The sequence below is a fragment of the Rhodococcus sovatensis genome (genome assembly GCF_037327425.1).
In the GTDB taxonomy this organism is placed as follows: Bacteria; Actinomycetota; Actinomycetes; order Mycobacteriales; family Mycobacteriaceae; genus Rhodococcoides; species Rhodococcoides sovatense.
The window spans coordinates 2897882-2921746 of the sequence record NZ_CP147846.1 but is presented as its reverse complement, the minus strand read 5'-3'; the positions used below and the strand labels follow the sequence as shown (position 1 = coordinate 2921746).

17 protein-coding genes and 2 pseudogenes are annotated in these 23865 nt (G+C 62.5%); 14 read left to right on the top strand and 5 right to left on the bottom strand.

Annotation, left to right across the window (positions count from 1 at the left end; all coding sequences use genetic code 11):
• The first annotated feature begins 8 nt into the window (after positions 1–8).
• Both WDS16_RS13650 and guaA read left to right on the top strand, forming a co-directional pair.
• A complete protein-coding gene (locus WDS16_RS13650) occupies positions 9–1766 on the top strand; it encodes a GMC family oxidoreductase (protein ID WP_338893163.1) in 1758 nt (585 codons plus the stop codon).
• A 51-nt stretch (positions 1767–1817) separates the two neighbouring features.
• Complete coding sequence (gene guaA / locus WDS16_RS13645; RefSeq protein ID WP_338893162.1) at positions 1818–3407, top strand: glutamine-hydrolyzing GMP synthase; 1590 nt, start codon at positions 1818–1820, stop codon at positions 3405–3407.
• A gap of 9 nt (positions 3408–3416) precedes the next feature.
• Here the strand turns inward: guaA and WDS16_RS13640 are convergent, their stop codons facing one another.
• Positions 3417–3662, bottom strand: coding sequence for a hypothetical protein (locus WDS16_RS13640; protein ID WP_338893160.1), 246 nt, complete (start codon positions 3660–3662; stop codon positions 3417–3419).
• Positions 3655–5043 (bottom strand): PspC domain-containing protein, encoded by a 1389-nt coding sequence (locus tag WDS16_RS13635; RefSeq protein ID WP_338893158.1) that lies wholly within the window; start codon positions 5041–5043, stop codon positions 3655–3657. The genes WDS16_RS13640 and WDS16_RS13635 overlap by 8 nt, the downstream gene beginning before the upstream one ends.
• 155 nt (positions 5044–5198) lie before the next feature.
• Here WDS16_RS13635 and WDS16_RS13630 point away from each other — a divergent pair, with 155 nt between their 5' ends.
• The 7 genes and pseudogenes from WDS16_RS13630 (at position 5199) to WDS16_RS13600 (ending at position 10712) form a co-directional block, all read left to right on the top strand.
• Positions 5199–6491 carry a PspC domain-containing protein gene (locus tag WDS16_RS13630; RefSeq protein WP_338893157.1) on the top strand — a complete coding sequence of 431 codons (1293 nt, stop codon included), beginning with the start codon at positions 5199–5201 and terminating at the stop codon, positions 6489–6491.
• Positions 6488–7135 (top strand): response regulator transcription factor, encoded by a 648-nt coding sequence (locus WDS16_RS13625; RefSeq protein WP_338893156.1) that lies wholly within the window; start codon positions 6488–6490, stop codon positions 7133–7135. Before WDS16_RS13630 ends, WDS16_RS13625 begins: the two co-directional genes overlap by 4 nt.
• A gap of 66 nt (positions 7136–7201) precedes the next feature.
• The gene (locus WDS16_RS13620) at positions 7202–7888 is read left to right on the top strand and encodes a YqeB family protein (protein ID WP_338893155.1); all 687 of its coding nucleotides are present in this window, start codon (positions 7202–7204) and stop codon (positions 7886–7888) included.
• Complete coding sequence (locus WDS16_RS13615; RefSeq protein ID WP_338893154.1) at positions 7885–9024, top strand: sensor histidine kinase; 1140 nt, start codon at positions 7885–7887, stop codon at positions 9022–9024. Before WDS16_RS13620 ends, WDS16_RS13615 begins: the two co-directional genes overlap by 4 nt.
• The gene (locus tag WDS16_RS13610; RefSeq protein WP_338893153.1) at positions 9021–9167 is read left to right on the top strand and encodes a hypothetical protein; all 147 of its coding nucleotides are present in this window, start codon (positions 9021–9023) and stop codon (positions 9165–9167) included. Before WDS16_RS13615 ends, WDS16_RS13610 begins: the two co-directional genes overlap by 4 nt.
• Positions 9168–9316: 149 nt before the next feature.
• Positions 9317–10147: pseudogene (gene istA / locus WDS16_RS13605) on the top strand (IS21 family transposase); the annotation flags it as partial.
• 25 nt (positions 10148–10172) lie between these two features.
• Positions 10173–10712, top strand: a complete 540-nt coding sequence (locus tag WDS16_RS13600; RefSeq protein ID WP_338893152.1) for a response regulator transcription factor — start codon at positions 10173–10175, stop codon at positions 10710–10712.
• 49 nt (positions 10713–10761) lie between these two features.
• Here the strand turns inward: WDS16_RS13600 and WDS16_RS13595 are convergent, their stop codons facing one another.
• Entirely contained in the window at positions 10762–11979 is a 1218-nt protein-coding gene (locus WDS16_RS13595) for a serine/threonine-protein kinase (protein WP_338893151.1), read from the bottom strand.
• A 333-nt stretch (positions 11980–12312) separates the two neighbouring features.
• Here WDS16_RS13595 and WDS16_RS13590 point away from each other — a divergent pair, with 333 nt between their 5' ends.
• From WDS16_RS13590 to WDS16_RS13575, 4 genes and pseudogenes are all read left to right on the top strand, one after another.
• Complete coding sequence (locus WDS16_RS13590; protein ID WP_338893150.1) at positions 12313–13041, top strand: hypothetical protein; 729 nt, start codon at positions 12313–12315, stop codon at positions 13039–13041.
• A complete protein-coding gene (locus tag WDS16_RS13585) occupies positions 13038–14591 on the top strand; it encodes a DNA polymerase Y family protein (protein WP_338893149.1) in 1554 nt (517 codons plus the stop codon). The genes WDS16_RS13590 and WDS16_RS13585 overlap by 4 nt, the downstream gene beginning before the upstream one ends.
• A gap of 45 nt (positions 14592–14636) precedes the next feature.
• The gene (locus WDS16_RS13580) at positions 14637–15404 is read left to right on the top strand and encodes an alpha/beta hydrolase (protein ID WP_338893148.1); all 768 of its coding nucleotides are present in this window, start codon (positions 14637–14639) and stop codon (positions 15402–15404) included.
• Positions 15405–15430: 26 nt separating this feature from the next.
• A pseudogene (locus tag WDS16_RS13575) lies at positions 15431–15931 on the top strand (hypothetical protein); the annotation flags it as partial.
• A 10-nt stretch (positions 15932–15941) separates the two neighbouring features.
• Here WDS16_RS13575 and WDS16_RS13570 read toward each other — a convergent pair.
• Positions 15942–17939: an SDR family oxidoreductase gene (locus tag WDS16_RS13570; RefSeq protein ID WP_338893147.1), complete on the bottom strand. Its 1998-nt coding sequence runs from the start codon at positions 17937–17939 to the stop codon at positions 15942–15944.
• 257 nt (positions 17940–18196) lie between these two features.
• Positions 18197–20323, bottom strand: coding sequence for an MMPL family transporter (locus WDS16_RS13565; RefSeq protein ID WP_338893146.1), 2127 nt, complete (start codon positions 20321–20323; stop codon positions 18197–18199).
• A 234-nt stretch (positions 20324–20557) separates the two neighbouring features.
• Between WDS16_RS13565 and WDS16_RS13560 the strand changes: the two genes are divergently transcribed.
• Complete coding sequence (locus WDS16_RS13560) at positions 20558–23842, top strand: error-prone DNA polymerase (RefSeq protein WP_338893145.1); 3285 nt, start codon at positions 20558–20560, stop codon at positions 23840–23842.
• Positions 23843–23865 lie beyond the last annotated feature (23 nt).

The window sequence follows — 23865 nt, the reverse complement described above, 5'->3', positions numbered from 1 at the left end:
AGGTCACCATGAGTTCACAGACCCGGAGTTCACAGACTCGCACAACGGACTACGACGTCCTGATCGTCGGATCTGGATTCGGTGGAAGCGTGACGGCGCTGCGCCTCGTCGAGAAGGGGTACAAGGTTGGAATCCTCGAAGCCGGACGGCGGTACGAGGACAAGGACTTTGCGAAGACCAGCTGGGATCTGAAGCGATTCCTCTGGGCGCCCAAGCTCGGCTGTTTCGGTATTCAGCGCGTTCATCTTCTGCACGACTGCCTCATTCTTGCTGGTGCAGGCGTCGGTGGTGGTTCACTGAATTACGCGAACACCCTCTACCAGCCGCCTGAGCCGTTCTTCAAAGACAAGCAGTGGGCCCACATCACCGACTGGAACAGCGAGCTCACGCCGTTCTACGACCAGGCAACCCGCATGCTCGGTGTTGTACGAAACCCACATATGACGCCTTCCGATGTCGTCATGAAGTCCGTCGCCGAAGATATGGGCGTCGGTGACACCTTCATTCAGACTCCCGTCGGCGTGTTCTTCGGAGACGAACCGGGCAAGAAGGTCAGCGACCCGTACTTCGGCGGTGCCGGACCGGAGCGAACCGGCTGCATCGAGTGCGGCGAGTGCATGACCGGCTGCCGTCACGGCGCAAAGAACACGCTTCTCAAGAACTATCTGGCGCTCGCCGAACGAGCAGGTGCGGACATCATCCCGATGACTACCGTGAGTGGACTCCGCGCATTGCCGGACGGTTCGTGGGACGTCGCGACGGAGCGGACCGGTACATGGGTTCGCAAGCATCCGAAGACGTACTCGGCGGCCAACGTCGTGCTCGCCGCAGGCACCTGGGGCACGCAGAACCTGCTGCACAAGATGAAGGACGAGGGCGCGTTGCCGCGGTTGTCCGACAAGCTCGGCGAGCTCACCCGCACCAACTCCGAGTCGATCGTCGGTGCCGCGAAACTGAAGGTCGATCCAACGATGGATCTGACCCGCGGTGTTGCAATCACCTCGTCGTTCCACCCGTCGCCCACCACTCACATCGAACCGGTTCGCTACGGCAAGGGTTCCAACGCGATGGGCCTGCTGCAGACGCTCATGACCGACGGCGGCGGACGGATTCCACGCTGGCTCAAATTCCTCATCGCCCTCGTCTCCCACCCGCTCGATTTCGTGCGGGTGGTCAACACGAAGAACTGGAGCGAGCGCACGATCATCGCTCTCGTGATGCAGAACCTCGACAATTCGATCACCACCTTCACCAAGCGTGGGTTGTTCGGTCGCAAGGTCTCGAGCAAACAGGGCCACGGCGAACCGAACCCGACGTGGATTCCCGAGGGCAACGACGCCACCCGTCGCATCGCGAAGAAGATCGGCGGCGTCGCGGGCGGTACGTGGGGCGAGCTGTTCAACATTCCGCTGACCGCGCACTTCCTCGGAGGTTGTGCCATCGCGTCCGACGCCGAGCATGGCGTCATCGATCCGTATCACCGCGTCTACGGCTACCCGACGATGTTCGTCGTCGACGGCTCCGCGGTGTCGGCCAACCTCGGTGTCAATCCATCGCTGACCATCAGTGCGCAGGCGGAGCGTTCGGCGGCACTGTGGCCGAACAAGGGTGAGCAGGACCTGCGTCCGAGGCAGGGTTCGACGTACGAGCGGATCGATCCGATCCCACCGAACAATCCCGTCGTGCCGGTCTCTGCGCCTGCTGCGCTGCGACTGCCGATCGTCGAGATCCGCAGCCCCAAGCCCGCGACCACCGGTGCTGCGTGATCGATGTGTGCTGCGTCTTCAGCAGGCATTCGGCCCCACTAGACTGACCCGGTGACCGAATCGCTTCAGCCCGACCCCACCCTGCCCAGGCCAGTTCTCGTCGTCGATTTCGGCGCTCAGTACGCACAGTTGATTGCACGTCGTGTGCGTGAAGCCAACGTGTACTCCGAAGTGATCTCGCATACCGCGACGGTCGAGGAGATTGCTGCGAAGAACCCGATCGCACTGGTGCTTTCCGGCGGGCCGTCGAGCGTGTACGCCGAGGGCGCTCCCGAGCTCGACGCGAGAGTGTTCGACCTCGACCTCCCGGTGTTCGGCATCTGCTACGGGTTCCAAGCGATGGCGCAGGCGCTCGGCGGAACGGTCGCGCACACTGGTACGCGGGAGTACGGCCGCACTCAGCTGTCGGTGGACGGCGGCGTTCTGCACGACGGTCTGCCTGCGACGCAGCCGGTTTGGATGAGCCACGGAGACGCGGTCACCGATGCCCCGGAGGGATTCACCGTTACTGCGACGAGCGCGGGTGCGCCGGTCGCAGCGTTCGAGAACGCGGAGCGTCGACTCGCCGGCGTGCAGTATCACCCCGAGGTGATGCACTCCCCGCATGGGCAGCAGGTGCTGAGCCGGTTCCTACACGAGACTGCAGGCATCAAGGCGGAATGGACCGCGGCGAACATTGCGGATGCCCTGGTCGAGAAGATCCAGGAACAGGTCGGTCCGACCGGACAGGCGATCTGTGGGCTGTCGGGTGGGGTGGATTCCGCGGTCGCGGCAGCACTCGTGCAGCGTGCAATCGGTGATCGCCTGACATGTGTGTTCGTCGATCACGGACTCCTCCGTGAAGGTGAACGCGAGCAGGTCCAGCAGGATTTCGTCGCTGCGACGGGAGCCAAGCTGGTCACCGTCGACGCCGTCGATACGTTTCTCGGTGCTCTCGACGGAGTGTCGGATCCCGAGGAGAAGCGCAAGATCATCGGCCGCGAGTTCATTCGAAGCTTCGAAGGTGCTGTCGCAGAAGTGTTGGGGGAGAACGCTACCCACGGCGCCGACGTCGAATTCCTCGTACAGGGAACGCTCTACCCGGATGTGGTCGAATCCGGCGGCGGCTCCGGCACCGCAAACATCAAGAGCCACCACAACGTCGGCGGGTTGCCCGACGACCTGCAGTTCAAGCTCGTCGAACCGCTGCGGACTCTGTTCAAGGACGAGGTTCGCGCGGTCGGACGTGAACTCGGTCTGCCCGAGGACATCGTCGGCCGGCAACCGTTCCCCGGTCCCGGTCTGGCGATTCGCATCGTCGGCGAGATCACCCGCGACCGTCTCGCGACGCTGCGGCAGGCTGATTCGATCGTGCGTGAGGAGCTCACCGCAGCCGGACTGGACCAGCAGATCTGGCAGTGTCCGGTGGTCCTGCTTGCCGACGTCCGCAGCGTCGGTGTGCAGGGCGACGGTCGTACGTACGGCCATCCCATCGTCCTCCGGCCGGTATCGAGCGAGGACGCGATGACCGCGGACTGGACGCGATTGCCCTACGACGTCCTGGAAACCATTTCGACTCGGGTGACCAACGAGGTGTCGGAGGTCAACCGAGTCGTTCTCGACGTGACGAGCAAGCCGCCGGGCACCATCGAGTGGGAGTGAGCGAGAGCTCTACTTGCCCTTGCGGTTAGGGGCAATCAGTAGTGCCAGTCCGACGACGATTGCCGCGACGACGAACACCCAGCGGAACTGGACGTCGCTGAGAGCCTCGAGCGCGGTCGGCCCTATCAGGGCGCTGACGCTGACGATCAGTGCTGCCAACCCGACCAGGAACAACAGCGCCGATGGGCGGGTCCGCGCGCTGTTCTGCTCGGCCGTGTCCTCGTCACTGTCTCCGTACTGCCATGTTTCAGCCACGAACAACCTCCAGGTTTCCGGCCCGGGCAGATCCATCGATCGTCAGGATCGGTGAATCTTCGGACGAATTTCCTTGTTGGACAATACCGCTGGGTCCGCACGACGCTTCGGCGGCGACGGCCTCGCACTCGGTGATGATGTTCATCGATTCGGGTACCCGGATGGTGGCGTTGCCTGCGGCGACAGATACGGCGATCGTCTTGGCTTCGGTCAGCTCCAGTCCTCGAAGGTCGAGCTGTAGGTCTCCCCACTGCACGGTGTAGCTCGATTGCAGTTCGGCGACGGTGGTCGGCGCATGGACCTTCTGGCCCGCGTATTGACCGTTGAACGAGATCGGGCCGACGATGGATGCGAGGACGACGAAGCCCAGCAGCGGTCCGGTCACGACCAGCAAGCCGTATCCCTTGCGCAGGAACGCACCGAGCAGTAGTCCGATGGCGACGACGGTGAGTCCCACCGCGGCGATGCGTGCCGGCGTCAACCATTCCGAGCCCGTCGCGGCAGCGACGCCGCCGGTGATGGCGGTAGCGAGGATGGCGAGTCCGATGAAGCTCGACGTCCACCGAGATCGCTTCTTCTTCTCTGCCACGTCGGGTACGTGTACCGCGGTCGGCTCGGGGAGGTCCCAGGCAAAGGGCGCGACGCCGAGTGGGTCCCACGACGGTGGTGTCGGTTCTGCGGCAGGTGCCGATTCCGTGTTCGACTTGCTCAGATCCACTTTGGTCGGCTCGGCCTGCGAGTCGGGCACCGTCGGGACGTAGCTCTTGGGCAGCGTCGTGTATGGGGTGTACATGGGCGGGCTGTAGTTCGAACTCCCTGCCTGGTAGTTCTGTTGCTGGTAGTTCGGCGGTCGATAGTTCGCTCCGGCCCACGGATTCGGGGTGTACGGGGTGTTGAACGAGATGGGGAATCCCTGCTGGGCGTACACCTGAGCACCACCTGGGAGGAACTCGGGAGGTTCGGGTTGTCGCTGATGCAGCAGCCACAGACCGGCCAGTAAGGCCAACATGCTGATCACACCCGATCCGCCGAGGCCGACCCCGACTGGGCCGATCGTCGACACGGCGATGATCAGCGCCACCACCAGAACGACCACTTTGGTGTTGGACTCGGAGCTGTGGCCCCTTCCCATCAGGGACTCCGCAGGCGATGCCGAGTCGCCGGCCTTGCTGAACAACAGCCACGCCGCAAGGTAGAGGACTATCCCGGCGCCACCGAAGATGGTTCCGACGACAAGGGCGACCCGGATAAGGACCGGATCGACACCGTAGCGGTATCCGATACCGGCTGCGACTCCCGCGACGTGGCCTCGCTGAGGCAACCGATACGGGCGAGTGCGCCACATCTGCTGTAGTTGTTCGGAGACGGTTGCGTTGCTCATGGATACCATCGTGGCGCTCGGCGCTCGCGAAAACATCAGGGATCGCCCTGATCTTGTTCCTGAGTCGGGACGATTTTCTGTGTGCAGGTCCGAGCCGAGAAGATCAGGGGAGACCCTGATGCACGAGGAGTCCGATTCGTGCCAGGATCGGAGACGTGCACCCTGTCAATCCACTGCCCTCGTCCGCGGGCCCCGAATCGGTCGTGTTCCACCGGCGCGGCGGCGGACGCATCGTGGGCGGTGTGGCCGGTGGGCTGTCCGATCACCTCGGTGTCGACGTGTTCAAGGTGCGAGTTGCGTTCGTGTTGCTCGCTGTCATGGCAGGCGCCGGTATTTTCGCCTACGGACTGTTGTGGATGTTCACGCCCACGGGTTCCGACGTGGACAGACCGAGTGCAACCGAGCGGCAGCGGGCCCTCGGTCTGGCAGCGCTCGGCCTGGGTCTTGCAGCAGGTCTGGCATGGCTCTTGGACGGGACGGCAGCGTCGGCTCTCGTGCCGATCGTCGTCGTCGTGGTCGGTGCGGCGCTGGTATGGCGAGAGTTCGATTCCGACGGTCCGCGTTCGATCCTCGGGATGCCGAAGAAACCGACTGTGCTGAGTTGGGCTCGAGTCGTCGGCGGCGCGACTCTCATCGTGCTCGGCCTCGGCGTCGTGGTGCTGGCGCGTGTCGATATAGCCTCTGTCCGTTCGTCGTTGCTGGCCGTCATCGTCACCCTCGTCGGTGCTGCTCTACTCACTGTTCCGCTATGGTTGCGGATGTGGCGCACCTTGAATTCCGAGCGTTCGGCTCGAATTCGCAACGAAGAGCGAGAAGAGATCGCCTCGCATCTCCACGACTCGGTGTTGCAGACGCTGGCGTTGATACAGAAGCAATCCGATCAACCACAGGAAGTGATGCGACTGGCACGCGGTCAGGAACGCGAACTCCGTAAGTGGTTGTTCGAAGGTGGAGATCCCGACCACTCCTCACTTGCCGAAGCGCTCAAGACCATCGCGGGCGAGGTCGAGGATCAGCACGGAGTCACGGTCAGACCCATCACGGTCGGTGACGTACAGCTGTCGGGAGACGACTCCACTTCGGGGTTGCAGCGTGAGCATTTCACCGCGTTGCTCGGCGCGACCCGTGAAGCGCTCGTCAACGCCGCGAAACATTCCGGTGAGACCAATATCGATTTGTTCGCCGAGACCGAACCGGACAAGGTGACGGTCTTCGTCCGAGACAGAGGAACAGGCTTCGACGAGAACCTCGTTCCGCTGGACAGACAGGGCCTTACCCGTTCGATTCGGGGAAGAATCGAACGCCGCGGAGGGGAGGTGTCGGTACGCTCGCAGGTAGGCAAAGGGACGGAGGTTCGAATTCTGATGCCCCGCACTGTCGTAGAAGATACTCATGCAGCACGCGTGAAGACCACTGAGCAACCGATACCGCAGGAGCAGCCAAGGTGACCGACACCTTCCGTGTCTTTCTCGTCGACGATCATGCAGTGTTCCGTTCCGGTGTACGAGCCGAACTCGGACGTGAGAGCGACATCGAAGTGGTGGGGGAAGCAGGAGGTGTCGCCGATGCCGTAGCCGGAATCGCTGCGACGAAACCTGATGTCGTACTGCTCGACGTGCATATGCCCGACGGAGGTGGCGTCGCAGTGCTCGGTCGGATCGGGGCCGGTCCGGTATGCCTTGCCCTGTCGGTGTCCGACGCCGCCGAGGACGTCATCGCCGTCATCCGCGCAGGCGCGCGTGGGTATGTCACCAAGACCATCTCCGGATCCGAACTGGCCGACGGTGTTCGACGCGTCGCCGGGGGAGACGCGGTGTTCTCGCCGCGCCTGGCAGGGTTCGTACTCGACTCGTTCACCGGGAAGTCGGCAGCACCGGAACCCCCGCTCGATCCGGAACTCGATTCGCTGACTCCTCGTGAGCTCGAGGTCTTGCGGCTGTTGGCACGTGGGTATACCTATCGTGAGATCGCCGAGGACCTGTTCATCTCGGTCAAGACCGTCGAAACCCACGCGTCGAACGTGCTCAGGAAGACACAGCAATCGAACCGGAATGCGCTGACCCGATGGGCTCACAATCGGCGTATCGATTGACAGCAGCGAGCTCCGTAGACTTTCGGAGACTGTTGGGTTGTTGTTCAGCTGGCTAGCGTTGTGAGCATGGCGAACAAGAATGAGTCGGTTCTGTGGCTCTCGACCGGTGACCGTGTGTTTCTCGGCGTAGTTGCACCCCTGGTCGGTGGTACGCTCGGGTTCTTTCTCCCGTCCCTCGCATCATGGGTGACGACGCTGGCATGGATACCGTTTCAGGGCCCGTTCGAACTCGTGGCCACGTGGTCGAGTTGGTGGGCGCAGTACGTTCTTGCGGCTGTCGGCGTGGTTCTCGGTGCTGCGTTCGTGGCATTCGCGTTGTACGAGAGCCTCCGGGTGGTCGTCGCGGAGTCGGGGTTTCGTGTGACTCGAGACGGTGAGACCGCAGAGTTCCACCGGTCCGAGGCCGCGACGGTGTTCGTGGACGGTAAGGAACTCGTGGTGCTCGATTCATCGTCACGACAGGTCGTCCGTGCTCCGATCGAGGAGAAAGCCCAGGCGGTGGAACGGGTGTTCACCTCGCACGGTTACTCGTTCACCGACGGCGACCCGTACGAGAATCTGTATCAGCGCTGGGTGTCGGGGACACCGTTGCTCCCCGCGGAGATCAACGCTGTGATGCGTGCGCGCGAGAAAGCGTTGGAGAAGAAGTCCCGTTCGGATGCGTCGGAACTACGTGTCGAACTGGACAGGCTCGGAATTGTGGTGCGAGACAGAAAGAACAAACAGTACTGGCGACCGTTGGTGCGCGCGTGAGACCGTCGATCAGCCGGCGAGACCGCTTCTTCGACATCGGCGGAATCGTGCTGGCCCTCGCGATCTCAGGGCTGGTCGTTGCGGAGCTACCCGAGTCGCTGTCGGGCCCGAGAATCGCTCTGGTAGTTACACTTTCTATGGCAGCGGCAGCGTCGCTGTGGTGGAGGCGACGTTGGCCGGTGGCAATTGCGTTGGTCATCGCTGTGCCGATGTTGGTCACCGACGCAGTCGGTGGTGCCGGGCTCGTCGCCGTGTACACGGTCGCCTCACGTCGATCGTGGAGGATGGCGGTCGGTGTCGCGGCCGTCCATTTGGTCGTGTCCGCATTCTGGCTGAAGGTCTTCGAGTCCGGACAATCCTTCTACGCGACACTGATTCTGAGTGTTGCCCTGTCGAGTATTCCGATTGCGTGGGGCATGGTCGTCAAAGCGCGTCGAGAGGTGATCGACTCGTTGCGAGATCGTGCGGACAAGGCAGAAGCGGCGGCGCTCGAACGTGCTGATCGAGTGCGAGGACAGGAGCGCGAGCGGATCGCGCGCGAAATGCACGATGCGCTCGCTCATCGCATTTCGATGGTCAGTTTGCACGCGGGGGCGTTGGAGGTCTGCGCAGACGCGGACAGAGCAGAGATCGAGGCCATTGCGGCGACGATCAGAGCCAGCGCTCACGGCGCGCTCGACGACTTGCGTGAAATACTCGGAGTCCTCAGATCGGACGAGGATTCACCGCCGACGAGGCCAGGATCTTCCGTCGCAGACATACCCGGTTTGATCGACGAGATACGAGCAGCGGGGGTTCGGGTGGAATTCGAAGACACCTTGTCCTCCGATCGGATGGTTCCGGCTACATCGAGCCGAAACGTCTTTCGAGTCGTGCAGGAGGGACTCACCAACGCGAGTAAACATGCCCCGGGATCCGATGTCTCGGTACGGATGTGGATCGAGGGCGGTGATGCGAGGGTGTCGGTGACCAACGCGTTCGGGAACCGTCCATCCGACGTGCCTGGTTCTCATTCTGGATTGATAGGCCTGACCGAGCGACTGACGTTGTCGGGTGGTCGACTCGAGCACGGGGTCAGAGTCGGAGAGGATTCGACTGTATATGTTCTGGAGGCATGGTTGCCGTGGCCCGCATGATCGACTTGCTTATCGTCGACGACGATGCACTCGTTCGATCCGGTTTGTCGCTGATTCTGCAGTCGGACAGCGGAATCAGGGTCGTGGGTGAGGCAGCAGATGGCGACGAGGGCCTTCGGGTGGCTCGTTGTCCGTGGCCATGAAAAAGTACCCACTGGTGGCCAGGTCGAGGTCCCCACTGGTGGCCAACTAAAAGTCCCCACCCCGTGTTCGTCGTGTCGATCAGGAACTTTTGGCCCGAGCGGTGACGGTGAAGGTGCCAACCACACACCGCACCACCCGGGGAGTTCCATTGAAGTCTGCGAGGGACCGTATGGACATCATTTCCACCTACAACCAAGTCGGGTCGTACCGCGCAACCGCCGAACTGTGCGGCACCACCCACAAGACCGTCAGACGCACCGTCGAACGATTCGAAGCCGAACACGCAGGCCAGACTCCTGCCGCCCGCGTCGAACGTGAACACAACTACGACGCCGTGACCGAGTTGGTCACCGAACGCGTCGAAAAATCCCAAGGCAGGATCTCCGCGAAACGGATTCTGCCGATCGCCCGCACTGCCGGCTACGACGGCTCGGACCGCAACTTCCGCCGCCTGGTCGCCGAGGAGAAAGCGAAATGGAAGGCCGCGCATCACCGCGGCCGCCGCCCCGCGGTGTGGGCGCCGGGCGATTACCTGGTCATCGACTGGGCCACCATCGGCGGTCTGCACCTGTTCTGCGCTGTCATGGCCTACTCCCGCTGGCGGTTCGTAGCGTTCGCGACCGACGAGAGATTAACCACGACAATGGCATTGATCGCAGAAGCGCTCGCCGCGGTCGGCGGTGTCCCGGCGAAAGTCCTCGCCGACCGCATGGCATGCCTCAAGGGCGGTGTCGTCGCGAACGTCGTCATTCCAACCCCGGACTACGTCCGGTTCGCCACCCATTATGGGTTCGCGCCGGACTTCTGCCACGCCAACGATCCACAATCGAAAGGTGTGGTGGAGAACCTCGTCGGCTACGCCCAACGAGATCTCGCCGTCCCGTTGCTCACCGAAGCGGCCGTTGCCGGCACCACCGTCGATGTCCACGCCGCGAACGCGGCCGCGAAGATCTGGTGCGCAGAAGTCAACGCACGGGTACTTGGCCACCAGTGGGGACTTCATCTTGGCCATTGACACTCGTGCCCTGCAGCCAGATGTGGTGCTGATGGATATTCGCATGCCGGTGATGGACGGGTTGTCTGCGACCGAAATCTTGAAATCGGATGTCGCCTCCCCGGCCGTCCTCGTGCTGACCACGTTCGACACGGACGAGTATCTTCTACGTGCCCTCAGGTTGGGGGCCAACGGGTTTCTGCTCAAGGACACACCACCTCGGGACATCATCGATGCAGTCAAGAAGGTGAGCGACGGAGAGTCGATGCTGTCACCGTCTGCCGTCGGAAGGTTGGTCTCTGCGTGGCGTGAACACGATTCGCGCTCGAATCCGCGCGAGAACTCGCTGGACGTTCTGACTACGCGGGAGCTGGAAGTGGCAATCGCCGTCTCCCAGGGGTTGTCGAACGCAGAGATCAGCGCACATCTCTACATGAGCATCGCCACGGTCAAGACTTACGTCTCTCGAATTCTGTCCAAGCTCGACTGCGCCAATCGAGTCCAGATCGCCATCGCTGTCTTCGAGTCCAGGCCGCTCCGCGGCATGTGAACGAAAATGCAGGACGGGCTATGTATTTTCGTTCACGTACACGAAGCAACTAGATGACAACGATCAGCGCGACGAGGAGCAGAAGCACAAGACCGACGAGCACCGCGAGGACGATCGCGGGCGAGACGTCGACCTTGTCGCCCACGACGTCGTCGATCAGGTCCAGCACCGTGTCGAGTGGGTTCTTCTTCTTCGGCGCATCGAATGGCGGTGGAGAGTAGGCCTTGGGGGTGTGATCCTCGCCCAGCCCACTGGAGCGGACGGCTGGAAGTCCGGCGATTGTGCTGCCGAATTCTCGTGAAGGCCTGCGTTTTTCGGCCACCGGAGTCGACCTGTGAGCCCAGGTCGGCACGCCGCCGTCGGATGCGGTGAGGGGTACCCCACGGAGCTGAGCAATGGTTCCGTGGGGGCTGATTGCCCCTCTGATGATCTCGTCGCGAGCTTGCGACATCGTCGGTCGGCGGGCCGGATCAGGCTCCAGCATGTGCAGCAACGCAGGGGTGAGATCGCCGGATCTGGTGGGGGTGATGATCTGGCCTCGCGCCACCCGGTGAAGCAGTGCGATGGAGTCCTGGTCGATGTCGAACGGAGGCCTACCTTCGATCGCGGTGTACAGCGTCGCGCCGAGCGAGAACACGTCGCTCGCTTCGGTGGGATCCTGGCCGCGCGCGACCTCGGGTGCGAAGTACGCCGGTGTCCCTGTGATGACCGAGGAGTCCGATTCCTCGACATCACCTTTCGCGCGGGAGATGCCGAAGTCACTTATCTTGACGATGCCGAGCGTGCGTCCGCGGTCGGCGATGAGGATATTGCCGGGCTTGATGTCGCGGTGCACTATTCCCGCTTCGTGCGCTTCGGTGAGAGCGTCGGCGACCTGCGCACCGACCTGAGCTACTTCGTAGGGTGGTAGCGAATCGGTGGTGTTGAGCGCTTGCGCAAGGGAGCGCGAGGGCATGTACTCCATGACGAGCCACGGTTCGCCGCCCTCGATGGCGACATCGTGCATTGCGATGGCGTGCGGACTCGACAACCTGGCGGCTATCCGTCCTTCGCGCATGGCCCGATTGCGAACCTCTCGAGCGGCCTTGTCGCTCAGATTCGCCGTCGACGTGACCTGCTTGACTGCCACTTTGCGGCCCATGAGTGTGTCCTGCGCAAGCCAGACCGCGCCCATTCCGCCACCCCCGAGCTTGTAGGCGAGACGGTACCTGCCGGCGAGTAGGTAGTCGGGTCCGACGACCCGTGCGGTGCGCTGCTGCTCTGTCACGACCACAGGTTAGTGGACAGTGAGCGTCACTGCCCACGACGGTGACCCGGCGGTGACTCCGAGGTCTCCACCTGGGGCTTCAGCGCCATCTTGACGATGGCCGGTAGAGCGGCTTTACTGGAGCATGTTCGAAAGTCTGTTCGAAGACGAAACTTCCCGGTCGTCTTGCGAGCGGGCTCGTGTACCGATTTCGTCGATTCACCGGGGAGGAAAAGTATGTCTGTTCCTGCCGATGCTCCACATGTTCCGAACGTCTCTCTCGACGATATGTCACTACCGGAGAGAGTCGCCTATCTTCGGCGACGTATGGCGGGGGTTCCCTCGCGGGGTGAGGTGCGTTCCCTCTCCTGTCCGGCGCCGTCGGCCGAAGAGGAAGAAAGCAGCGAGAGGGAAGAGGACAACGAACGACAAGATCAGTCACCTGCCAAGGCAGTGTTGGCTGTTCCCGACGCACTCGCGACTCTGCTCCCACACCGAGGTCTTGCCAGAGGGTCGGTGACTGGGATCTCGGGTGCAGGGTCACTGATGCTCGGTCTGGTCGCATCGGTCACGGCGTCCGGCGGCTATGTGGCGGTAGTCGGGCAACCGCGGTTCGGGTTGCTGGCTGCAGCCGAGATGGGTGCCGAATTGAATCGGCTGGCCGTCGTACCCGATCCCGGTGAGGATCCGGTAGAGGTGGCGGCCATCCTTCTCGACGGTTTGGATCTCGTCGTATTGGGTCTCGGCGGCCGTTCCGTGCCTCCGTCACGGGCGCGTGCCGTAGTCGCGCGCGCTCGAAGCAAAGGTGCGTCGTTGCTGGTCGCGGATGGACACTGGGACGGTGTCGACCTGCGACTCGACGCCGCTGTGCGCAGTGTCGGTGGAGTAGGGACCGGAGAGCAGGCCGGTCGGGGCAGGTTGCGCACTCTGCGATTGGAAGTGCGCGCGCAGGGTAAAGCGATGCGTCCTCGCCGTACGTGTTTCGATCTTCGATCCGAGCACGGTCGGATCGAATGGTTCGAAGTTCCGCTGGGTGTCGCTGCAGGCATTCGTCCTACCGACAGGATTGCGGTACTGGCATGAGCCGGGTTGTTGCACTCTGGTGCCCGGACTGGCCGGCCGTGGCGGCAGCCGCCGTCGCAGATCTTCCGGCGACGAGTCCGGTGGCGGTCGTATCGGCCAATCGTGTGATCGCCTGTTCCGCTCCGGCGCGTGCGGAGGGTGTGCGACGCGGACTTCGTAAACGTGAGGCCCAAGCGCGCTGCCCCGAAGTTCATGTGGCAACCGCGGATTCAGATCGAGACGGGCGATTGTTCGAACCGGTTGCCGCAGCTGTCGACGCAATTGCACCGGGAGTCGAGGTGCTGCGGCCGGGCTTGTTGATTCTCGGTGCCCGAGGGGTGAGCAGGTATTTCGGATCCGAGCACAAAGCCGCGGAGCGTTTGATAGATCAGGCCGCGAGCGCAGGGGTCGAATGCCAGATCGGAATCGCCGACGAGTTGTCGACAGCAGTCATCGCAGCCAGACATGCGGCGATCGTTCCGAGAGGAGGAGGTGCACACTATCTCGCGCCACTACCGGTCTCGGAACTTGCAGCCGAGCCGAGCCTTGCAGCGGCAGATCGCGAGAACCTGATCGATCTGCTCCGACGACTGGGTCTGCGCACCATCGGGGATTTCGCTGCACTCACTCCAGGTGATGTGGCATCCAGATTCGGAACGGACGCGGTGCTGGCCCATCGGAGTGCGAGGGGTGAGGCTGAACGACCGCCGTCGGCGAGGAATCTGCCACCGGATCTGAACGTGGAGTACGCGTGTGACCCGCCGATCGATCGTGTCGACGCAGCGGCGTTCGCCGGCCGAGGGATGGCGGAAAGGCTACATACCAAGCTTGCGGCGGCGGCGGTGGCCTGCACTCGTCTTCTCGTCCATGCGTCGACAGGAAACGGGGAGAACCTCTCACGCATATGGCGGTGCGCAGAACCGCTGACTCCGGAAGGGACTGCTGATCGGGTTCGGTGGCAGCTCGACGGGTGGCTGACCGGTCGCAGCGAGAGACGTCCGACAGCAGGCATCACGACGCTTCGATTGGAACCGGTGGAAGTCGTTGCTGCGGGGGAGCTTCAGCTGGGCCTGTGGGGAAGCGTCGGGGACGAAGAGGAACGGGCAAAGCGAGCGCTGGTACGGGTGCAGGGTCTTCTCGGTGGTGATGCGGTGAAGATCGGTGTGCTGAGTGGAGGCAGGGGACCGGTCGAACGTGTGACTCTGCGCAGCCTGGGTGACGAGTTGGTCCCGCTGTCCGACCCGTCTGCTCCGTGGCCGGGAAGGCTGCCGCAACCAGCACCTGCCGCTGTGCTCGACGCATCTCCTCGGGTGATGCTGGAAAACAGCAGCGGCAACGGAGTACGAATCGATGAGCGTGGCGGCTTCGACAGCCGACCCACAGTGCTTCGCTGGGGCAGCAAGAACTGGATGCTCAGCGGTTGGGCAGGGCCGTGGCCGCTCGACGAGCGCTGGTGGGACCCGACGATAGGCACACAGGGTGCACGTGTGCAGGTGTTGATCGAGGAAAGCCGCGCACTGCTGTTGATCTACGACGACGACGGTTGGCGGGTCGAAGGTATCTACGAGTGACCCCGGGCGCAGGTCGATCCCCAGGCTTCGCTCTAACCTGGACCCATGACCGTGGAAGTGGCCGAACTCGACGTCGACGGCGTCCGTATTGCATTCCGGGACACCGCCGGCGTCGACAGCCGGCGCGATTCCTGCCCGGTCGTTCTGGTGCACGGCATGGGCGGCGACAGTGGGACGTGGGATCGGTTCGCGGCCGCATTGACGGCGGCTGGTCGTCGTGTCGTCTCCATCGACCTTCGTGGTCATGGCCGAAGCGCGCATACGACCGACTACGCGTTCGACGCCTTCGGACGAGACGTGGCGGCGGTGCTCGACCATCTGAAGCTGACGGCGGTGGATCTCGTCGGGCATTCGCTCGGCGGCTACGCAGTGACAGTAGTTGCACAGGACAGGCCGTCGATAGTTCGCTCTCTCGTGATCGAGGAGATGCCGATACCCATCAAGGATGGTGACGAGACACCGACATTCACAAGGCGGTTGCCGAGTCCCGGTGCATTGTGGCATGCAGCTACGAGCATCATCAGACACCCACGCGCTGTCTTCGCCTACGACCGTTCCATGACGTCACCCGCGATCGCCCAGTTTCGACGGCCGAATGCGGTGTGGTGGGGCAGGCTTTCGGAAATTCGAGCATCGACTCTCGTACTTCGTGGCGGACCTGGTGGGATGGTGGATCCGGTGCGACTCGATTCGATGGTCGCGGCGATCGACGAATGCTCGGTTGTGTCGTTCGAAACCGGTCACAGTATTCATCGTGACAAGTATTCGGACTTCGAAGCCGTGGTGCTGCCGTTCCTGATGCGCGACAGCTGAATCTGTCGATGTCTTACTATCGACGTATGGGACTGACTACTCGGGACATTCCGCTCATTGCCTGGTCGACGGCTTTCGTTGTCTCGCAGGCGACTATCGTCCGACTGCTCGGACCGGCCGCACCTCGTGTTCTCGAAGTGCAGACGGCATGGTCGGCCGACCGCTACAGGCAGATCATCGGCAGTATGGACGAGGTCGACACAGCTCGATTCCGCAGTCACTACTACCCGGACTTCATCCATCCGGCAATCTATGCCGCAGCGCTACGAGCCGGGGCCTCCCGCTTGGGGAAGTCGACCGACCTGTCGCCCGCGGTGACTTGTGCGCTCGAGGTCGCCCCGGTCGTCTCTGCGGCAGGAGATTACGTGGAGAACATCGTCGGCCTACACCTTCTCGATCATCCCGGGCACATCACCGATCGCGTGGTGCGCGCAACAACGGCAGTCAGCATCGCCAAGTGGATACTGGCACTCGGCACGTTCGGCTACCTCGGAATCGGATTCGGTCGAGTCTGGGCGAGGGCGTTGTCGCGCACCATCACCAGTTCGTACCGGGAACCAACCGGCCCAGTCGGCGCGCCAGCTTGGCTGCCCGTGCAGATGGTGTCGAGGAATCGTACTTTCTGGTCGGCATGAAGTCGGTCTCGACCGGCTCGGTGGGTTGTTCGCCCTTGGCTGCCGCGGAATCAGGGAACCGACGGTAGAACTGGTGCATCGTGCGATCCTTGCCCTTGGGCGTGAAGATGCTGCTGAATTGCCCCAGTGTGCCGAGCGGTGTATCGATTCTCTTCGGTCTGTCGATCAGCGCACGCACTACCATCGCCGCAGCTTTTTCTGCTGATACGACCGGGCCGACATTCTTGTCGCCGGACGGCGTGATCATCGGCGTCGCGACGAGCGGCATGTGGATGGTGGTGAAGGTGATTCCATCGGACAGTGTTTCGGCTGCTGCCACGTCGGCAAACGCATCGAGTGCCGCCTTGCTGGCCACGTACGCAGAGAATCGCGGTGTATGTCCCTGTACCGCAGCGCTGCTGACGTTGACGATGTGCCCGAAACGGCGCGCGCGCATGTGTGGAAGCAGTGCGAGAACCAACCGCACGGCACCGAAGTAGTTGACTGCCATGGTGCGTTCGTAATCGTGAAGGCGATCGGTGGACCTGTACAAGGATCGACGTATCGACCGGCCGGCGTTGTTGACGAGCATGTCCACGTGACCATGTTCGCTCACAATGGCTTTCACTGTCTGTTCGACCGATTCGTTGTCGGTCACATCGCACGGATATCCGTGTGCGTCACCACCGTCGGAACGAATTTCCGCCACGACGGTCTCGAGCTGTTCAGCGCCACGAGCGAGCAGGATGACAGTGGCGCCCTTGCGGGCCGCTGACTCGGCGCTGGCCTTGCCGATACCCGACGACCCGCCGGTGATGACGATGTGGCGCCCCACCAGAGGCCCGCGAGGATCACGACGGCGTGCTCGGTTCGGGTCGAGATGCTTCTGCCAATGTCGCCACAGGGTGTCTGCGTACGTTGCGAGTGGGGGTGGAGTTATGCCGCTGCCGCTCAACGCATTCTGGGTTGTAACCGAGTCGAAAGTGGTCGGCAGAGTCAGATGATCGAGCATGACCGGCGGCACCCCGAACCGCGACAGCAGCGCGTTGCGGCCATTGCGAAGAGCTCCCCGACGCGGGGCGACGACCGGTGCAGCGATCGCGCCGGGAATTCCGACAACCTTTGCTTTCGACCCCGCAGCAGCACTGAATGCGCTGTAGACCTCGCGCATCGATTGCGGCTCAGGGTTGACCAGATGAAAAACACGCTGTCCCAGCGGGTTCCGGTGGATCAACTCGACAATGGCGGCCGCGACGTAGTCGACTGGAACCAGGTTGGTGGATCCGATGTCGGGAACTGTGATGGGAAGCGTAGACGGAAGTTTGGCCAGTTCGGCGAAGAACGGGAAGAAGAAATACGGGCCGTCGATCTTGTCGATCGCCCCGGTTTCCGAGTGGCCCAGTATTGCCGACGGCCGGTAGACCCGCCAGTCGGTCGCCGACTCGCGAACGATCTCTTCGGACTCGAACTTGGTCCGGTGATATGCCGTCGGGAAACCTTGCCCATTGTCGAAATCGTTCTCGGTGAACGTTCCGGAGTAGTCCCCGGCGACGGCGATCGAGGAGATGTGGTGGAGCCTCGCGCCAGTGCGAACCGCGAGCTCGACGACGGCTCGGGTGCCATCGACATTGGTTGTCGCTTGTTCGTCTCCGGCGGTCATGTCGTAGATGGCGCCGAGGTGGACGATGTGATCGACAGCGCGAGGTGTTTCCCTCAGCCCGAGGCCGGGTTCGGTGAGATCTCCGACGAGCGGGTGGATCCGATCCTTGCCGGCGAGTGCTGCGGCCTGCTGTTCGAGCTTGGCGATCGACTGTTGCCGAACCAGGACGTGGACCTCTGCATCCGGATCGCGCTCCAGTAGAAGAGGGATCACGTTCTGGCCGAGGAAGCCCGTACCGCCGGTAACGATGTAGTTCGCCATATCCGCCAACTTACTCCAAAGTAAGTTGTGAGGCTAGGCCTCGTGAGGTGACCGAAAGAGACATTCGCTGCGATTCGTGGTGTGGTCGGCCTGAACGCGCAGGTTTCTGCGGGTGCGCAGGTTGCAGCGGCATGCAAGGTGCGCGTTCGCTGGAAGGTGCGCGTTGGGCCCCGGTGTGACCGAAACAGACATTCGCTCACTCCGCGATCGGCTCCCGGGGTGACCGAAACAGACTGTCGGTCACCCCGGGGGCCCAACTAATGCCCGATCCCGACCTTCGCGTGCACCTTTTTCATCCAGGCGGGAGCCCACCAATTCGCCTCGCCCATGAGTTTCACCAGCGACGGAACCAGCAGCATTCTGATGATGGTGGCGTCGATGATCAGTGCGAGGATCATGCCGACACCGAGGAACCGCATGATCGACAGGTTGGAGATAGTGAACGCGCCGGTGACGATGATGAGGATCAGGGCAGCGGCTGTCACGATGCGTCCAGTGCGTTGAGCGCCGATGATCACCGCTTCCTCGGTCGTCGCTCCTGCAGTTCGTGCTTCGACCATTCGCGACATCAGGAAGACTTCGTAGTCGGTGGACAGTCCGAAGACGACCGCAAGGATGAGGACGACGAACGTCGCTTCTAGTGGTGCGGGTGTGACTCCGAGTAGGTCGGCACCGTGACCCTCCTGGAATATCCAGGTCAGGATGCCGAAGGTGGCGCCGAGGCTCAAACCGGCCATGAGTACGGCCTTGATCGGAAGCACGATCGAGCCGAATGCCAGAAACAGCAGGATCAGTGTCGAGATCACCATGATCGCGACCATCGCGGGCAACCACTTGGCGATTGCGGCGTTTCCGTCGTCGACGAGCGCACGGTTTCCGCCGACGAGAATCTCGGTGTCGTCGGGAGGCATCATCTGGCGTAGGCCCGCGACTGCTGCGCTGGTCGACTGCTCTTCGGTTTCGCCTTCACCCGGTTCGCCGTAGGTCGCCTGGAGGACCACGAAATCCTCTGTCGATCCGGAGAATTCGACGCGTGCGATGCCGTCGACCTCTTCGGCCTGCCGGGTGACGTCGGCGATGGGAGAGCCCTGCGGCTTCTGGCCGTTTAGGCCGCGCAGAACGACGGTGGCCCCTTCGCCGGTGGACGGAAATTCGGTGTTCAACGTCTCGACTGCTACGCGAGCAGGATCGTCCTTGGGGAGTGCGGTGTAGTCGACCTGACCCAGAGTCACCGTGAGGATCGGCGACGAGAGAACGAGCAGTGCAGCGACGATGACGGCGACGACTCCCGGTTTGCGCATGACCCCGGTGACGACGCCTCCCCAGAACTTCTGTGCACGTGCTTCGCCGCGGTGGGAGGCAGTCTTGCTCCAGGTCAGGGAGTTGATGCGAGGGCCGAGGATAGCGAGAAGTGCTGGAACGGCCGTCAGTGACAGAATTGCGGCCCCCATGACCGCGGCCATCGCGCCGAATCCGAGTGATTTGACGACCGGTTGCGGGAACACGAGCATGCCTGCGAATGCGCAGATCAGCAGCAGCCCAGAGAAGATGATCGTCCGGCCCGCGGTGAGGACCGTGCGGATCGCTGCATCAGCCGGTTCGGCTCCTCCGCGCATTTCCTCACGGAACCGGCTGACGATGAACAGGCCGTAGTCGATCGCCAAACCGAGTCCGAGGAGCGATGCGACGTTGAGGGAGAACGAATTCACTTCTGTGAACGACGTCAGCACACGCAAGATGGCAAGTGCGCTGAGGATGCTGAGGATTCCGACGAACACCGGTACCGCTGCTGCGACAATGCCACCGAAGATGATGATCAGCAACACGAGAGTGATCGGGATGGCGATGGCTTCGGAACGCACCAGGTCGTTCTGAAGAGTGGTGCTGAACGAGATGCCTACGACCGATCCGCCGGCGAATTGCGATGTGACGTTCGGGACTTCCAATTGCGGTAGAAGCTGGTCGAACGTGGCGAAGGTGACCCCGGAGCCGGCGCCGAGAGTGACGGTCGCGAGCGCCTTGGTGCGGTCTTCGGAGACGAGGTACTGCTGCGCGGCTGCGTTTGCCGTCCAGTAGGACGTCACGTTCTCGACGGTGTAGTTGCGCTGGAATTCGTCGAGCACCGCGGTGACGTCGGGGGCGATGTCGTCGATCGTCTTGCCTTCGGGTGCTGTGTAGATGGCCACGATGTCCGAAGTCTGTTGTCCGAGGTTCGCAACGAGCGTGGATACCTCGGCTGCTTCGCTGCTGGGGTCGATGTAGCCGCCGTCGCTGAGTCTGTCGAACACCCCGAGGCCCCATATGCCGCCGAGCGCAACGACCACGACGACGACGGTGAGTACCCATCGTTTGCGAGAAACGACGAACGAAGCCCAACGTGTCACGTACTTCTCCGGCTCTCTCGATTGCCACTGCCTTGATTGTCACTGCGATCCTGAGCGAGCCTATCGGCTTCGGCGTCGATTGATTTGTGTCGGTGCCGTGCGCTCTAATGGGAACACACGTTCGAATGATGCCTTCCCCGCCATTCGCTCGAGCACACGTTCGCGCATCACACGTTCGCGCACAGCACAGCGCCCTCGTGCGTATCCGCACACTGGCAACGAAGGGGTTCGACAATGGGTTGGAACGACGGTCCGCCGACCTGGTCGGAGATGGAACGGGTCCTGTCGGGGCGTCCCAAGCGGTCCACACCCGACATCGTCGGCGACGGAGGAGACAGTCCGGCGTGGTCGCGTAAACGCGAGGTGTACGAAGGGAACGTGACGCGGTCGGCGGCTGCAACCACGCCGTACGCGGAACTGCACGCACACTCGGCCTTCAGCTTTCTCGACGGTGCCAGCCAACCCGAGGCGATGGTCGAGGAGGCGGTGCGCCTGGGGCTCGAGTCGATAGCGATCACCGATCACGACGGCTTCTACGGTGTCGTGAGATTCGCAGAAGCGGCCAAGGCTCTCGGTATCGGCACTGTCTTCGGTTCCGAATTGTCGTTGGGGACGGCGAAGTCGAGAGCGGGCGAAGTGGATCCGGACGGAGTGCATCTGTTGGTTCTTGCGCGCGGGCAGGAGGGATACCGCAGACTGTCACGCGAAATTGCGACTGCACACCTGGCGGGTGGGGTCAAAGGCAAGCCCCAGTACGACATCGATGCTCTTTCGGCAGCAGCGGGTGGGCATTGGCAGATTCTCACCGGCTGTCGAAAAGGTCATGTTCGACGCGCCTTACAGGACGGTGGACCTGACGCTGTGGATGCTGCTTTGCGAGACCTGGTCGACAGGTTCGGCGCAGGTCGAGTAACCGTCGAACTCACGCGTCATGGTGTGCCGGAGGACGATGAGCGCAACGACGCGCTGTTCGAGGCGGCAGCGCGGTGCTCTCTTCCTGTCGTCGCCACTACCGCGGCGCATTACGCGACGCCGGACAGTCGACGTCTGGCGATGGCGATGGCAGCAGTGCGTGCACGTAGCAGCCTGGATGATGCCTCCGGATGGTTGCCCCCCACCGGGGGGACGCATCTGCGTTCGGGCGAGGAGATGGCCGGATTGTTTCGGCACTACCCCGGTGTCGTGCGTACTGCGGCAGAACTCGGACGGGAGTGCGCGTTCGATCTTCGGTTGATCGCCCCGCAGCTTCCGCCGTTCGATGTGCCTGTCGGTCATACCGAGATCAGCTATCTCCGTATGCTCACGCTCGATGGTGCCTCACGCAGATACGGCACAGCCACCGAGCATCCGTCGGCCTATGCGCAGATCGACTACGAGCTCGACATCATCGAGCGGTTGAACTTTCCTGGGTACTTCCTTGTCGTCCATGACATTGTCGCGTTCTGTAAGAACAGTGACATCCTGTGTCAGGGAAGAGGATCGGCTGCGAACTCGGCGGTGTGCTATGCCATCGGAATTACCAATGTAGATCCCGTGGCGAACAAACTCCTCTTCGAGCGGTTTCTGGCACCCGAGCGCGATGGGCCTCCGGACATCGATGTCGACATCGAATCGGACAGGCGCGAAGAGGCGATTCAGCACGTGTACGAGAAGTATGGCCGTTCGCACGCTGCGCAGGTCGCGAACGTGATCACGTATCGGGGTAAGTCCTCGGTACGTGACATGGCGCGCGCGCTCGGCTTCTCGCAGGGCCAGCAGGATGCCTGGAGTAAACAGGTCACCCGCTGGTCCAACATCGGCGACCAGGAGGGGAGCGACATACCGAAACCCGTTCTCGATCTGGCGCGGCAGATCGAGGGCTTCCCGCGGCACCTCGGGATCCACTCGGGTGGAATGGTGATCTGCGATCGTCCTATTGCCGACGTGTGCCCGGTCGAATGGGCGACGATGGCGGATCGCAGCGTAGTGCAGTGGGACAAGGACGACTGTGCTGCAGTGGGTTTGGTCAAGTTCGACATGCTCGGTCTCGGTATGCTGTCGGCTCTGCATTACATGATCGATCTGGTTGGCGAGCACAAAGGGGTTCGGATCGATTTGGCGGACATAGACCTGGGAGAGAAGGCCGTCTACGACATGTTGCAGCGCGCCGATTCGATCGGCGTGTTCCAAGTCGAGTCGCGTGCACAAATGGCGACATTGCCGCGCCTCAAGCCGACCGAGTTCTACGACTTGGTCGTCGAGGTTGCTCTGATCAGACCGGGACCCATCCAAGGCGGTTCGGTTCATCCGTACATCAAACGCCGCAACGGACTCGAGCCCGTCACGTTCGATCATCCGTCGCTGAAGAAGGCCCTCGATCGCACGCTCGGAGTACCGCTCTTTCAAGAACAACTCATGCAGATGGCGATCGATGTCGCGGGTTTCAGCGCTGCCGATGCGGATCAATTGCGTCGCGCCATGGGGTCGAAGCGTTCCCCGGAGAAGATGAACGAGCTGCGAGGCAGGTTCTACGATGGTATGCGGGAGTTGCACGGAATCATCGGTGCTGCTGCAGATCGCATCTACGAAAAGTTGTCGGCATTCGCGAATTTCGGTTTCCCCGAGAGCCATTCGCAGAGCTTTGCATCTCTCGTGTTCTACTCGTCCTGGTTCAAACTGCATCATCCCGCAGCGTTCTGCGCCGGGCTCCTGCGAGCTCAGCCGATGGGGTTCTATTCTCCGCAGTCCTTGGTGGCCGACGCGCGGCGCCACGGAGTCCAGATCCACGGACCCGATGTCAACGCCAGTTCCTGGTATGCAGACCTCACCGGGGGAGGGCTCGAGATTCGGATGGGGTTGGCAGATGTGCGGAATATCGGCCAGGAGCTCGCCGAACGTATCGTCGAGTCACGTATCCTCGACGGGCCGTACCAGTCGTTCGTGGACCTCACCGGCAGGGTCGAGCTGTCCACGGCGCAGGCCGAATCTCTGGCAACTGCAGGCGCTCTCGGTTGCTTCGGGATCACTCGTCGGGAAGCACTGTGGGCGGCCGGTGCCGCCGCAGGGGAACGTCCACATCTGCTTCCTGGCCTCGGGGCATCGACGCGGGCGCCGGTGTTACCCGGCATGAGTGATCTGGATCTGGCATCGGCCGATGTCTGGGCAACGGGGGTGTCGCCCACGTCGTATCCGACTCAGTTCTTTCGCGAACAACTCGACCGGTTGGGAGTTCTTCCTGCGAATCGTCTGCTGCAGGTTCGAGACGGCGACCGGGTTCTCGTCGGTGGAGCAGTGACTCATCGTCAACGACCTGCGACAGCAGGCGGCGTCACCTTCATCAACCTGGAGGACGAGACGGGAATGGTCAACGTCGTGTGCTCGGTGGGATTGTGGGCGAAGTATCGAAAGTTGGCGCTCACAGCTCCAGCCCTGCTCATTCGCGGCAAGGTGCAGAACGCAGAGGGTGCAGCAACCGTCGTCGCGGACCATCTGCAGCTCATGGATCTGAGGGTGCATTCGAAGTCTCGCGACTTCAGGTGAACACGCACCAGGCACACTGGAGA

Coding starts and splice junctions, on each gene's coding strand:
- WDS16_RS13635 (WP_338893158.1), bottom strand. CDS start 5,043: ATGAGCAACGCAACCGTCTCCGAACAACTACAGCAGATGTGGCGCACT.
- WDS16_RS13650 (WP_338893163.1), top strand. CDS start 9: ATGAGTTCACAGACCCGGAGTTCACAGACTCGCACAACGGACTACGAC.
- WDS16_RS13585 (WP_338893149.1), top strand. CDS start 13,038: ATGAGCCGGGTTGTTGCACTCTGGTGCCCGGACTGGCCGGCCGTGGCG.
- WDS16_RS13570 (WP_338893147.1), bottom strand. CDS start 17,939: ATGGCGAACTACATCGTTACCGGCGGTACGGGCTTCCTCGGCCAGAAC.
- WDS16_RS13610 (WP_338893153.1), top strand. CDS start 9,021: ATGATCGACTTGCTTATCGTCGACGACGATGCACTCGTTCGATCCGGT.
- WDS16_RS13580 (WP_338893148.1), top strand. CDS start 14,637: ATGACCGTGGAAGTGGCCGAACTCGACGTCGACGGCGTCCGTATTGCA.
- WDS16_RS13620 (WP_338893155.1), top strand. CDS start 7,202: ATGGCGAACAAGAATGAGTCGGTTCTGTGGCTCTCGACCGGTGACCGT.
- WDS16_RS13560 (WP_338893145.1), top strand. CDS start 20,558: ATGGGTTGGAACGACGGTCCGCCGACCTGGTCGGAGATGGAACGGGTC.